This window comes from Thalassospira sp. NFXS8 (genome assembly GCF_040148805.1).
Lineage (GTDB): Bacteria > Pseudomonadota > Alphaproteobacteria > Rhodospirillales > Thalassospiraceae > Thalassospira.
Window position 1 is genome coordinate 88965 of record NZ_JAGEMF010000007.1, and the last position, 12722, is coordinate 101686.

Annotated in this window: 13 protein-coding genes; 11 read left to right on the forward strand and 2 right to left on the reverse strand. The window is 53.6% G+C overall.

What is annotated here, in order from left to right:
• The first annotated feature begins 1 nt into the window (after position 1).
• The 11 genes from J4E05_RS23125 to J4E05_RS23175 all read left to right on the forward strand — a co-directional run bounded on the left by J4E05_RS23125 (position 2) and on the right by J4E05_RS23175 (position 11318).
• Positions 2 to 1042, forward strand: coding sequence for an ABC transporter ATP-binding protein (locus J4E05_RS23125; RefSeq protein WP_349600659.1), 1041 nt, complete (start codon positions 2 to 4; stop codon positions 1040 to 1042).
• A gap of 725 nt (positions 1043 to 1767) precedes the next feature.
• Positions 1768 to 2247, forward strand: coding sequence for a GNAT family N-acetyltransferase (locus J4E05_RS23130; RefSeq protein ID WP_349600662.1), 480 nt, complete (start codon positions 1768 to 1770; stop codon positions 2245 to 2247).
• Between the two features lie 94 nt (positions 2248 to 2341).
• A complete protein-coding gene (locus J4E05_RS23135) occupies positions 2342 to 3358 on the forward strand; it encodes a glycoside hydrolase family 3 N-terminal domain-containing protein (protein WP_349600665.1) in 1017 nt (338 codons plus the stop codon).
• 30 nt (positions 3359 to 3388) lie between these two features.
• A complete protein-coding gene (locus J4E05_RS23140; protein WP_349600668.1) occupies positions 3389 to 5050 on the forward strand; it encodes an ABC transporter substrate-binding protein in 1662 nt (553 codons plus the stop codon).
• A 78-nt stretch (positions 5051 to 5128) separates the two neighbouring features.
• The gene (locus tag J4E05_RS23145; RefSeq protein ID WP_349600671.1) at positions 5129 to 6106 is read left to right on the forward strand and encodes an ABC transporter permease; all 978 of its coding nucleotides are present in this window, start codon (positions 5129 to 5131) and stop codon (positions 6104 to 6106) included.
• Position 6107: 1 nt separating this feature from the next.
• Entirely contained in the window at positions 6108 to 6998 is an 891-nt protein-coding gene (locus J4E05_RS23150) for an ABC transporter permease (protein ID WP_349600673.1), read from the forward strand.
• The gene (locus J4E05_RS23155) at positions 6995 to 7810 is read left to right on the forward strand and encodes an ABC transporter ATP-binding protein (protein WP_349600676.1); all 816 of its coding nucleotides are present in this window, start codon (positions 6995 to 6997) and stop codon (positions 7808 to 7810) included. The genes J4E05_RS23150 and J4E05_RS23155 overlap by 4 nt, the downstream gene beginning before the upstream one ends.
• Positions 7807 to 8718: an ABC transporter ATP-binding protein gene (locus tag J4E05_RS23160; protein ID WP_349600679.1), complete on the forward strand. Its 912-nt coding sequence runs from the start codon at positions 7807 to 7809 to the stop codon at positions 8716 to 8718. Before J4E05_RS23155 ends, J4E05_RS23160 begins: the two co-directional genes overlap by 4 nt.
• A gap of 51 nt (positions 8719 to 8769) precedes the next feature.
• Positions 8770 to 9261 carry a RidA family protein gene (locus J4E05_RS23165; RefSeq protein ID WP_085594457.1) on the forward strand — a complete coding sequence of 164 codons (492 nt, stop codon included), beginning with the start codon at positions 8770 to 8772 and terminating at the stop codon, positions 9259 to 9261.
• An 11-nt stretch (positions 9262 to 9272) separates the two neighbouring features.
• Positions 9273 to 10469 (forward strand): aminotransferase class V-fold PLP-dependent enzyme, encoded by a 1197-nt coding sequence (locus J4E05_RS23170; RefSeq protein ID WP_349600682.1) that lies wholly within the window; start codon positions 9273 to 9275, stop codon positions 10467 to 10469.
• Between the two features lie 51 nt (positions 10470 to 10520).
• Positions 10521 to 11318 carry an IclR family transcriptional regulator gene (locus tag J4E05_RS23175; protein WP_349600685.1) on the forward strand — a complete coding sequence of 266 codons (798 nt, stop codon included), beginning with the start codon at positions 10521 to 10523 and terminating at the stop codon, positions 11316 to 11318.
• A gap of 76 nt (positions 11319 to 11394) precedes the next feature.
• Here the strand turns inward: J4E05_RS23175 and J4E05_RS23180 are convergent, their stop codons facing one another.
• Both J4E05_RS23180 and J4E05_RS23185 read right to left on the reverse strand, forming a co-directional pair.
• Positions 11395 to 11814, reverse strand: coding sequence for a cupin domain-containing protein (locus J4E05_RS23180; RefSeq protein ID WP_349600687.1), 420 nt, complete (start codon positions 11812 to 11814; stop codon positions 11395 to 11397).
• A 20-nt stretch (positions 11815 to 11834) separates the two neighbouring features.
• The gene (locus J4E05_RS23185) at positions 11835 to 12596 is read right to left on the reverse strand and encodes an SDR family oxidoreductase (protein ID WP_349600690.1); all 762 of its coding nucleotides are present in this window, start codon (positions 12594 to 12596) and stop codon (positions 11835 to 11837) included.
• Positions 12597 to 12722: the final 126 nt, after the last annotated feature.

Genomic DNA, 12722 nt, shown 5'->3' on the forward strand with positions numbered 1-12722 from the left:
CATGACTGAAACTGTCGCCAAAACCCCGATTGTCGAACTGAAAAACGTATCGCGCCGGTTTGGGGCCACCCCGGACTTACTTGGCAAGGCCTTAATTCGCCTTGGCCTTAGCCCAACGCCACCGGTTGTCCATGCCATGGATGGGGTGGACTTAACCATTCATCGCGGCGAAGTGGTTGGGCTGGTCGGTGAAAGTGGCTGTGGTAAATCAACGCTGGGCCGCGTTGTCGCCGGGATTATTCCGCCATCTGACGGCGAGGTTATTCGCCACGGACGCGAAGGCATGACCCGGCGCGATCAAGCCAGTGCCGACCTTGCCATTCAAATGATTTTTCAAAATCCTATGGCGGCCCTTAACCCGCGCATGCGGATCGACGATATCGTCACCGAAGCCCCCAAAACCCACGGAATGCTGGAAGGCACGCGAGCCGAACATGCCGACAAATATTTGCGCATGGCTGGCTTTGACCCGGAAATGAAATTTCGTTTTCCGCACGAATTTTCCGGCGGGCAACGACAGCGCGTAAATATCGCCCGCGCCCTTGCCGTGCGGCCCGACTTTCTGGTCTGCGACGAAAGTGTCGCAGCCCTTGATGTTTCCATCCAGGCGCAGGTGATTAACCTTTTTATGGATTTGCGCGAAAAACTGGGGCTGACCTATTTATTTGTCAGCCACGATCTCGGCGTGGTGGAGCATATCTCAGACCGGGTTGTGATTATGTATCTGGGGCGTATTGTCGAAGAGGCCCCAACCGAAGAAATTTTCAGCCGCCCCAACCACCCTTATACACAGGCATTGCTGTCAGAAATTCCGCGGATTGAGCTGACCAAACGAAAATTCAAGGTCATTGACGGCGAATTGCCCAGCCCGATTGACCCGCCACCCGGCTGTCATTTTCACCCGCGCTGCCCCTTTGCCATGGAAAAATGCCGCACCACCGTGCCCCAAAAACGCGAAATCGCGCCCCGCCATTTTTCCGCGTGCCATTTAAATGACGATAACATCCAGACGGCAGATGCAACTTCGACCGTCGCTATGTAATACGGTAAAACGCCAGCGCAAAGGCCAAAAGCTTTCGCGCCATGCGCTGGCCAAACGCAGCACCGTGCCTGCTGCCGACCTTAAAAAATTGAAAATAACCGGTTAAATGTCTCTATGCCGGTTTTTATTGTGATGGCAAAGCATTGGTGATTTCTTGCGCCTTAAAGCGCCAACCAGCGTACACAAAAACACATCGCCACCACCGCGAAACATTGGCGAAGTTCTGGCCTAATGCGCAAAAGACCCAATGCCGGGGAAATTCAATTTCGCCAGGCAACGTTAAACCTGTTCGCCTTTCGTCAGGATGATCACAACAAAACCCGGTCTTTTTTACAAAATGACATCGACAACTGGCACCCCCGCCATTTTTCGACGAATCTTCAGCTCCGGTCCGATAGGCGAACATCGCCAGTTCCGACGCCGGGCATAGCATAGCAAACCGACATTTCAACCCAACCAACGGCACTGAACACACCTAGTACGGTAGCAAACATCTACTGGCCTGATCCACCAGACACGACGACACCACCCTTCCCATCCCGCTAATTTGCATCCGGATAAATCGGCCCCCTTGATCGCCCCACCGGGCATCCCGCCGCTGCCACCTTTCGCATCTTGTATCCATTTTAAATACCAATTCGATGCCAATTTTTCTTGACGTGGTTCCTTGTTGCCCGTAGCATACTTAATAACGACATAGATAACATAATAATGGAATACAGGGAATGGCAGATCTGGTTGTTAGCCTTTATGCGCCCGCCCTTGATGCGTTGGGACGCAAGGTTGCCGCAACGAACATTACTATTCGTCCGGTACTTGCCCCGGAACAGCGCCTTGTCGTCGATTGGGTGCGCGATAATTTTAGCGATAACTGGGCCAGCGAGGCCCTTGTAGCCATCGCCCGTCAACCCGCGTCCTGCCTGATCGCAATCCGCGATGGCCAGATCATGGGTTTTGCCTGCTACGACGCCGTCGCCCGTGGTTTTTTTGGGCCAACCGGCGTTGCTGTCAACGCCCGCGGGCAAGGCATCGGGGCGGCTTTGCTACACAGCACCCTGACAACCATGAAAAACATGGGTTACGCCTACGCTATTGTCGGTGATCCCGGCCCGACACAGTTTTATGTCGATGCCGTTGGCGCCATTGAAATTCCTTTACCCGGCAAAGGAATTTACACCGACATGCTGCGCGCCCCGGCCCCCTAGCAAACAATACGTGCCTTCTGATCCGGGCCGGTTATTACCGGTTCGTTGCGCAAATTTCCGGGCCAACCGGCCTTTTATTTTCAGGGAATGATCCATGTCTTCGAATACACCGCTGGCCCTGTTTGTCGGCATTCCCAATGATACTTTGTCGATCGACGAAATTGCCCTGTTTCGCGAAACCAATCCGCTAGGGTTATTTGTAGGCCGCCGCAGCCTGAAAAACCCCGATCAGGTCAAAAAGCTTACCGAACAGTTTCGTACTGCCGTTGGCCGCGACGATGCCCCGATTTTTACCGATCAGGAAGGTGGGCGCGTATCGCATCTTGATAGCGGATCATGGCCGTTATTTCGGTCATTTGGTGAATTTGGCGCACTGGCACGCCGCGATCTTGAGCTTAGCAAACGTGCGCTGCGCCTGTCATCGCAGGCGATGGGGGCCATGATGCGCGAACTGGGCCTTGATAGCGGCTGCTCGCCTGTCCTTGATCTGGTGTTTGGCGATACCAGTGACGTTATTGGTGCCCGCGCCTTTGGGCAGGATCCGGCATTGATCAGTGCGCTGGGCCGTGAAGTGGTCGATGGTTTGCTTGAAGTTGGCAACATGCCGATCATGAAACATATTCCCGGCCATGGCCGCGCTACGGTAGACAGCCACAAGGAACGCCCGCGTGTAGATGCCGAGAAATCACTTTTGCGCGCCACCGATTTCAAGCCGTTCATCGATTTGATCGACACGCCATGGGCAATGGTATCGCATGTGGTGTATTCCGCCTACGACGACCAAAACCCGGCCTCGGTTTCGCCGGTTATTTGCAAAGACGTTATCCGAAACGAACTGGGCTATGACGGCGTTCTGATTTCGGATTGCGTCTATATGGAATCCCTGTCGGGCAGCCTGCCCGAACGGGTACGGCAGACATTGGAAGCGGGTTGTGACATTGCCCTGCACAGTCATGGCACCAATTCCGAAACACTGGCTGCCGCCAAAGCTGCCCGTCCGCTAAGTGACGAAACAATACGCCGCATGGACGCAGCCAAAGCCCGTTTGGGCAACTTGAACGTGGATATCAGGCAACTGCATGCCGAAGTCGAAGAAATCTTTGGCGCATAACAAAACAATCTTACTATCAGGGAAAGATCAATGATCACACATAAACGCCTTTTGGCGACCGCCGTTTTTGGCCTTGCCATTCTGCCGCCGCTAGCAGCCAGCGCCGAAACGGTTCTGACGGCCAATATCGAGCCAGCCACCACCTGGGTCCGGAACTTTAACCCGTTCAACCAGACATCGGCCCGCCAAAGCACATCGGATTTCATTTATGAACCGCTGGTGATTTTTAACCGCTTTGATCATGACAAGGCCAATTACCGCCTCGCCAAAAGCTATAAAATCGCGGACGACCTGAAAAGCGTGGAATTCACCCTGCGCGACGGCCTGAAATGGTCCGACGGCAAAGCATTTACCGCCAAAGACGTTGTTTTCACCTTTAACTATGTCAAAAAAAACCCGGCACTGGATTTTGTTTCCATCTGGAATATCCTTGATAAAGTTGAATCAATTGACGAACACACCGTAAAATTCAGCCTGTCCAGCCCCAGTTCACTGGCCGTAAACCGCCTGATCGAACTGCCGATCGTGCCTGAACATGTTTGGGCCGACATTGCCGAACCGGTCACCTTTGCCAACGAAACCCCGGTTGGCAGCGGCCCGATGACCGAAATCCCCCGTTTTACCCCACAAACATACGACCAGTGCCGCAACCCGTATTACTGGGATGCCGAAAACCTGAAGGTTGATTGTTTCCGCTTTCCGCAATTGGCCGATAACAACCAGATGCTCACCGCCACTGCCAGCGGCGAGCTGGACTGGGGCACATCGTTCCTACCCAATGTCGAGCAGACCTATGTTGCCAAGGACCCGGATCATTTCCATTACTGGTATACGGCAGGCAGCATGGTTGAGTTTATTTTCAACCAGGAAACCGCCAATGCGGATAACAAAAAAGCCTTTCAGGATGTAAAATTCCGCCGGGCAATGAGCATGACACTGGATCGTCAGGGCATGGTCAATGTGGCTGGTTATGGTTACCCGACGCTGAACCAGGACCCGACCACATTTGGCGAAGTTTATTCCAGCTGGACTGACCCGGAAGTTCTGGAAGAATTTGACAAATATACCAAATATGACGTCGATGCCGCCAAGGACCTTTTAGACGAGGCCGGTTATGTCGATGCCGATGATGACGGTTTTCGCGATAATCCCGACGGAACGCCTATCAAGTTTGACATTATCGTTCCCAATTCATGGACCGACTGGATTGATACGGTACGCATTGCCGTTGAAGGCATGCAGGATGCCGGGATCAATGCCAATATCGGCACCCCGGAAGAAGCCGTTTGGGGCCAGGACCTGATCACGGGTAAATTTGACGCCGCGATCAACAGCATTCGTGCGGCATCCCTGCCTTATTATCCCTATCAGCAGGCCTTTAACCGCAATGATGTGGGTAAAACCCGTTTCACTGCACAACGCTGGTTTAACGATGATTTGTCCAAGCTGCTAAATGACTTCACCCTGACGTCAGACATGGACAAACAAAAGGAAATCATGACCAGGGCCCAGCGGATCGTCGCAGAAAACCTGCCGTTACTGCCGGTGTATAACAACCCGACCTGGTATCAGTACAACACAACGCGCTTTACCGGCTGGTCAACCCAGGACAATCCGTTCGTTAACCCGACCCTGTCACGCCAGAACCATGCCCGTTTGTTGCACCTGCTTGCATTGCGCCCGGTTAAGTAAAACCGCTTCGCAATGATCGTCGCGGGCTGCCGCCTCCTCCCCAGGCAGCCCGCGACACTTACAGTTTCAGAGGTTCCAATGGTTTTTCTGCTTCGGCGATTATGTTTTTATCTGGCAGCCTTCATTGCGGCGGCGACCATCAATTTTTTTCTGCCCCGCCTTTTGCCGGGTGACCCGATCCAGATCATGTTTTCCAGCGCAGGAAGCACCCTGTCACCAGAAAATCTTGAGGCCCTGAAACTGACTTTCGGCTTTGTCGATGCCCCGTTATGGCAGCAATACCTGACATATCTTGCCAGTATTTTTACCGGTGACCTTGGCCTGTCGATCAAATATTTCCCGCTTTCCGTCAACGAGGTGCTGGGACGCGCGCTGGTGTGGACGGTTGGCCTAATGGGCACGGCAACATTGATCAGCTTTACGCTGGGCACCATGTTGGGCATCGTTGCCGCCTGGCGACGCGGCAGCAAATTTGACGTCATCTTTTCCGTATCCGCCATTGTCGCAACGTCAGTTCCTGCAATGGTGACGTCGCTGGTCGCCTTGTATTTTTTTGGTTTCACCCTGGGCTGGTTTCCCACCGGCTATGCCGCCGACCCGGCACTGGACCCGGCATTTTCGTTTGAATATATCAGCAGCGTTATTTATCACGCCATTTTGCCCATCATCACCCTGTCCATTGTGCTGACAGGCGGGTTTGTTGTCACCATGCGCAACAACATGATCAACCTTTTGGGCGAAGATTATATCACCATGGGCCGGGCCAAGGGCCTGTCGGACCGCACGGTCATGTTCTGGTATGCCGCACGTAATGCCCTGCTTCCAACGGTTTCGGGCCTGGCAATTGCCATTGGCACGGTTCTGGGCGGATCGCTTGTGACCGAAGTCGTCTTTAACTATCCCGGCCTGGGCAACACGCTTTATCACGCCATTCTGGCCCGTGATTACCCTGTTATTCAGGGGCAGTTGCTGATTATGACACTGGCAATGTTAACCGCCAATTTCATTGTCGATGTCAGCTACGTTCTGCTTGATCCCCGATTGCGGAGGGCCTGAAATGAAAAACGTTATTCTAGGGCTTTTACGCAACAAAAAGGCCCTGACGGGTTTACTGATTTTGGCAATTATTATAGTGGCCGCCATTGCCGCCCCGCTTTTAACCGGGTTTGATCCTGCCCGTCGCGTTGGCCTGCCCCATCAACCCCCCAGTGCAGACCATTGGCTGGGCACCACCCGCATTGGGCAGGATGTGTTTTCACGCCTGATTTACGGCGCGCGCACATCGCTGGCGGTTGGTTTTGGGGCCGGTTTCATCATTACGGCCGTTGGCACCGTCATGGGCATTGCCGCAGGCTATAAGGGTGGCAAGGTTGATGAAGCCATCAGTTTTTTGACCAATATGGTCCTTGTTGTGCCCAACCTGCCGCTTTTGCTGGTTCTGGCATCGTTTATCGGGCAGGCAAGCCCGGTTGTGATTGCCATTATTCTGGGTGGCACCAGTTGGGCATGGGGCGCACGTGTTACGCGGGCCGAAACCCTGTCGATCAAACAAAAGGATTTCGTCAAAGCTGCTGAGATGCTGGGCGAACCAGGCTGGCGCATTATGGCGGCCGAGATTTTTCCCAATCTGGTGTCGATTGTCGGCATCAATTTCATCGGCAGCGTTGTTTTTGCTGTGATTACTGAAGCCACACTTGAATTTTTAGGACTGGGCGATCCGCAAGCCGTTTCATGGGGCGTGATGCTTTATAGTGCACAAAATGCGTCGGCCCTTCAGGTTGGTGCATGGTGGGATATTTTAACCCCCTGCTTTGCCCTGGTCTTTTTGGGAACCGGCCTGTCACTGCTTAATTTTGCCATCGACGAAGTTGCCAACCCACGTTTGCGGACCGGCAATTCGCTGGCCCGCTGGGTTGGTCGCGTTCGCGCCGGGGAGGGCAGCCTGTGAACAATCCGCTATTATCCGTTCAGGATCTGTCGATTGAATATGTTGGTGATAAAACCGACTTTCGCGCCGTTGATCATGTCAGCTTTGATGTCGCCCCTGGCGAGGTTTTTGGCCTGGCCGGGGAATCTGGCTGTGGCAAAAGCACCATTGCCTTTGCAATCAGCCGTCTGCACAAGCCCCCCGCATTAATTTGTGGCGGTAACATTACGGTGGCCGGGCGCAATGTGCTCGACCTTGATGCGAACGAACTGGCGCGGTTTCGCTGGCACGAAGTCGCCATGGTGTTTCAAAGTGCGATGAATTCGCTGAACCCTGTTTTGCGTATTGAAAGCCAGTTTCACGATTTACTGAAACGCCATCGCGGTTATAGCAAGGCGCAATCGCGCGAACGCTGTGCCGAACTGTTAAAACTGGTCGATATCCCGGCAGACCGCATGCGCGATTATCCGTTTCAGTTTTCCGGCGGCATGCGCCAGCGCATTGTAATCGCCATTTGCCTGGCGCTGGAACCAAAACTGATTGTAATGGACGAACCCACCACCGCCCTTGATGTCGTGGTTCAACGCGAAATTTTGCAACGCATTAATGAACTGCGCCGGCAACTGGGTTTTTCAGTGCTGTTTATTACCCACGATCTGGGCCTGATGGTGCAGTTCTGTGACCGCATCGGCATTATGCTGGATGGCAAACTGGTGGAACAGGGCACAGCGGATCAGATTTACCGCGCACCAACACACGATTACACCAAAAAACTGTGGGCGTCATTTCCGTCCTTTCACGCCCCCGCCCCTCGGCAGGAGAACGCACAATGACCGCAAACCCTGCCATCGTTAGCCTGCAAAACATTGGCAAAACCTTTCATCTGGGCGCGCACAAGGTGCGTGGTGCCCACGATCTGTCCTTTGACCTGAAGGGCGGGCGCACCCTGGCACTGGTCGGGGAATCCGGCAGTGGCAAAACCACCTGCGCCCGCATCATCATGCGCGAATATATCGCCGATGAAGGCCAGCTTTTGTTTCATGGCGCCCCCGTTACCGACAACACGCCCAAGGGGTTGAAACAATATCGCAAAAACGTGCAAATGATCTTTCAGGACCCGTTTGCATCGCTAAACCCGGCCCATACGGTGGACTATCATTTACGCCGCCCGCTGGCACTTTATCGCCGCGATTTAAAGGGCAAAGCCGTCACTGACGAAATTCATGCCCTGTTACGCCAGGTCGAGCTGGACCCGGAAATTGTCGCCCCCAAACACCCGCATGACCTTTCGGGCGGGCAGCGCCAACGCATCAACATCGCGCGCACCCTTGCCGTTGGCGCAAAGGTTATTATCGCCGATGAACCAACATCGATGCTGGATGTTTCGGTGCGCCAGGGCGTGCTTGAACTATTGAACCGCATGAAACGCGATCTGGGTTTGGCCCTGCTTTACATCACCCACGATGTCGCCACCGCCCATTATGTGGCCGAGGACATCTTGGTTATGTATGGCGGGCAAATTCTGGAATGGGGTGACGTTAATGCGGTGTTGTCCAACCCGCAGCACGATTATACCCGCATGTTGTTATCGGCCGTGCCCAACCCGGAAATCCGGTTTGACGACCCGCAATCACGCCTTGATCCTGCATCGGTCAACGCTGTGCGCGAACAGGCCAAACAGCTGCATCCGCATATCAAAACCGCAGGGCCAAACCATTTTTACCGGCATACCGCCCCATAAATTCACGTTTTACATACCTTAAATATCCGCCAAACGGAGCCTTTGTTAAATATGTCGACTATTTCCACCACAACCGGCAACACCCCTGCCCAACGCCTTGCCGAACTGGGCATTACCCTGCCCCCGGCCCCGGCCCCGATTGCCAATTTTGTGACCCATGTGCGCGAAGGCAACCTTTTGTTTCTTTCGGGCCAAGGGCCGTTAGACACCAGCGGCAACCTCAGCAAAGGTAAGGTCGGTGCAGATGTTAGCATAGAAAAAGCCTATGCCGATGCCCGCCTGACCGGGATCAATCTGCTCGCCGTCATGCAGGAAGCTCTTGGCGATCTCGGGCGGGTGAAACGGGTTGTCAAACTGCTGGGCATGGTCAATGCTGCCCCTGATTTTTGCGACCATCCGGCAGTTATCAACGGCTGTTCGGACCTGTTTAACGATGTGTTTGGCCCGCAAGGTGTTCATGCCCGTTCAGCCATTGGCATGGGGTCGCTGCCCAACCAGATCACGGTTGAAATTGAAGCCATCATTGCCCTTAACGACGAATAACAGGACCCATCATGTCAGCTGATATTCTTGCAAAACTGAACTTGCGCCACGTTATCAATGCGTCGGGCACCATGACGGGCCTTGGTGCCTCTATCGTCGGGCAACAATCCATTCAATCGATTGCCGATATTCTGGGTAATTTTGTTGAAATTGATGATTTACAACGCCGGGCCAGCAAAACCATTGCCGAACTGACCGGGGCCGAATGCGGGTTTATCACAGCATCATGCTCAGCCGGTATCACGCTTTCAATTGCAGCCCTTATGACCGGAAATGATCTGGGCGCAATTGAACAATTGCCAAATCATGTTGGCCCCAAATCCGATGTCATCATGCAAATGGGCCATATGGTCAATTATGGTGCTCCGGTCGATCAGGCTGTGCGGTTATCCGGCGCGCGTGTTGTGCCCATCGGCCAAGCCACCAGCGCGTCGGCCTTTCATCTTGCCAGTGCGATTAATGAAAATACACTGGCGGCCTTATATGTTGTGTCGCACCACACGGTCGAATACGGGCAAATCCCTTTCAAAACCTTTGCTGCTGTCGCGCATGAACATAATGTTCCGGTTATTGTCGATGCCGCGTCCGAATATGATTTAACCGGCTTTATCCGTGATGGCGCGGATATTGTTCTGTATTCCGGGCATAAATTTTTGGGCGGGCCAACATCGGGCATTGTTGCGGGCCGTAAAGATATTGTGCGCAATATTTACCTGCAAAACCGCGGCATTGGCCGTGGCATGAAAGTGGGCAAGGAAGGCATTGCCGGGGCCATTGCCGCGCTGGAAGCCTGGAAAACCCGCGACCATGCTGCCATTCGCGCCCGGGAAAAACGTGCCCTTGATTTATGGTACGCAACGCTGGACGGTCGCCCCGGTGTATCGGTTCGCATTACGCCAGACCCCACCCACAACCCGCTGGACCGTTTACGCATCGATATTGATCGTGTCGCCGCCCACATCACCGCGTGGGATCTGGTCGACCGGCTGGCAAAAGGGGCGCAGCCCATTGTTGCCCGCGATCATGAAGTTGAACATGGCTATTTCTTCCTTGATCCCTGCAATTTGCAGCCGGACCAGGAACAAATTGTCGCCGCCCGCCTGGCCGAAGAACTAGATATTGCCCAAAAATCCAACGACCTTATTGCAACGCCGTTTGAAGAGCGGACGTTAAACAAGGAACGGGCGATCCTGAACTGGCCTGACTGATAAATTACCGCTAGTTATAAACGATAAACAAAACCGGATCAGGAGGACAAAATGCCGTCAGTCGCCATGAAGGATACCGCGACAGCCGCGCCCAAACGCCGGTCGCGCACCAGTGGCATTGACCGCATCCTCCAGATTCTGGATTTTTTGCAAGCAGCCGAAAAACCGGCCACCGCCTATGAAATAGCGCACGGCATTGGTGCGCCACTATCGACCATCTACACCATTGTCGAGGATCTGGTCGGCAAAAACCTGCTAATTCGCCAGAATGACGGCGCATTATGGCTGGGCCCGCGCCTGTATTATTACGGCCTTACCTATTCGCGCCGGCTGGACCTGTTAGGTGTGGCCAATGCCGAAATGCACGAACTGGCGCAAAAATCGGGTGAAACCGTGCAAATATGCGGTCGCGATAACGACATGATGGTGGTTTTGGCAATGGAAGAAGGCCGTGACCATTTTCAGGTAACATCGCGGGTGGGGACGCGCACCCCGTTAAACTGGACGGCATCGGGGCGCTTGCTGGTCGGACATCTTGCCGAGAATGAACAGGTTGAAATTTTTAGGCGCTGTGCCAAAAACTCGCCAACCGGGCGGGCAGAAGTTGATCCCGTTACCCTGTCGCAAAAGGCAGCCCGTGCCTTGTCTGACCGGCTTTCCATTCAAGCTGGTGAATCTGATTTTTCCGTCGCCTGCATCGCATCACCGGTTTGCAACCCGGACGGCGAATGCCTTGCCACAATTTCCATCGTAGTACCCGATATCAAGGTTAACCAGAACGAACCGGACCTGATCAAACTGGTAAAAGACAGCGCCAAACGCATTGAAAGCCGGTTAGGCTGGGCCTGATTTGTGTAATTTCGCTGCCATGAAAACAGGTGGCGCCCCCTGCACGAGCAAACCACCTGCTTAAAAAAATGACTGATTATTCCGGTGTTGTTAGCGTTTTCTCGTCGCTATCAACAACAAAAACGGCTAGCAAACTCGCCGGTTCACTGTCGCTGGCATTAGCACTGACACTATGATGATCGCCGGGGTTTTCCGAAAAATTTTCCCCTGCATGGTATGTTGTTATCGGTCCACCATTAACCTGGCTTGTAATCGCACCCGTCAGAACCGTTGCATAAATAAAGGCCGATGACGGATGGGTATGGGCTGGTGATGATCCACCCGGGCCATATTCCACCAAAACACCTTTCAGGCTTTTGCCCGGTACATTGGGTAGTTTATGATCGTAAACCACCGTGATTTTGGCCTGTTCACTTGGCGCATCGCTGGCTTGTACCGCACCTGGTACCAAGCCGGCTCCAAACAGAACCACCGCAGTCATCATTTGTTTGATCATTATCGTGTTCCGTTTTCCTGTTACGCGCTTTTCGCCAGCACTGATTGCCCCAGCCATTTTTCAAATGTGGTTTGGCCCAATGATGCCCCCGTGCCCGGAACAAGCGAATGTTCGCTTAACACCACGCCGAAATATCGCGCATGCGGATCACAGATCACCGGGCGGACATCGCCCATACAGCCAAGATAGCGTTCAACCAGTTCGCACAAACCAAATTGCTGCGGTCCCGCAATTTCAACCGTGCCATTGGTCGGGGCAGCAAGCGCCACACGGGCAACCGCCGTTGCAACATCCTGCGATGCAATGGGTTGAACCAGCGCATTAGACAAACAGACAGTCTCGCCATCAAATGCGGATCCGGCAATACTGCCCAGAAACTCGAAGAACTGGGTCGACTGGATAATGGTAAGGGGAATAGATCCTGCCTTGATCAGATCTTCCTGTGCCTGCTTGGCGCGGAAATAGCCACTATCTTGCAGGTTATTTGTTCCCACAACGGACAAGGCGACATGGTGTCGCACCCCGGCAGCTTGCTCGGCACGCAACAGGTTTGCACCTGCTGCTTTAAAAAATGCCATCGCAGCGTCGTCTTCAAACGATGGCGAATTGGCAAGATCAAGTACAACGTCCGCCCCTTCAAGGGCGGCGTCCAACCCTTCGCCCGTAAAGGCATTAACGCCCGTCGCCGGCGAGGCCACCACCACGCTATGGCCCCGAGTTTTCAGCAAGGCAACGGTTTTAGAACCGATCAGCCCTGTACCACCAATAACAACAATATTCATATTACTTTCCTGCCTTTTCGTCGTGCGGGGCAACCACCGAAAACCAATAGCTGCCCGGCTTCATAAAAAGGACGAAACACAAACGACCAGTGTTATAGCCGATATCAAATTTATTATTATGACCTG

Coding starts and splice junctions, on each gene's coding strand:
- J4E05_RS23160 (WP_349600679.1), top strand. CDS start 7,807: ATGACCGCAAACCCTGCCATCGTTAGCCTGCAAAACATTGGCAAAACC.
- J4E05_RS23135 (WP_349600665.1), top strand. CDS start 2,342: ATGTCTTCGAATACACCGCTGGCCCTGTTTGTCGGCATTCCCAATGAT.
- J4E05_RS23165 (WP_085594457.1), top strand. CDS start 8,770: ATGTCGACTATTTCCACCACAACCGGCAACACCCCTGCCCAACGCCTT.
- J4E05_RS23185 (WP_349600690.1), bottom strand. CDS start 12,596: ATGAATATTGTTGTTATTGGTGGTACAGGGCTGATCGGTTCTAAAACC.
- J4E05_RS23150 (WP_349600673.1), top strand. CDS start 6,108: ATGAAAAACGTTATTCTAGGGCTTTTACGCAACAAAAAGGCCCTGACG.
- J4E05_RS23140 (WP_349600668.1), top strand. CDS start 3,389: ATGATCACACATAAACGCCTTTTGGCGACCGCCGTTTTTGGCCTTGCC.
- J4E05_RS23175 (WP_349600685.1), top strand. CDS start 10,521: ATGCCGTCAGTCGCCATGAAGGATACCGCGACAGCCGCGCCCAAACGC.
- J4E05_RS23180 (WP_349600687.1), bottom strand. CDS start 11,814: ATGATCAAACAAATGATGACTGCGGTGGTTCTGTTTGGAGCCGGCTTG.
- J4E05_RS23170 (WP_349600682.1), top strand. CDS start 9,273: ATGTCAGCTGATATTCTTGCAAAACTGAACTTGCGCCACGTTATCAAT.
- J4E05_RS23125 (WP_349600659.1), top strand. CDS start 2: ATGACTGAAACTGTCGCCAAAACCCCGATTGTCGAACTGAAAAACGTA.
- J4E05_RS23145 (WP_349600671.1), top strand. CDS start 5,129: ATGGTTTTTCTGCTTCGGCGATTATGTTTTTATCTGGCAGCCTTCATT.
- J4E05_RS23130 (WP_349600662.1), top strand. CDS start 1,768: ATGGCAGATCTGGTTGTTAGCCTTTATGCGCCCGCCCTTGATGCGTTG.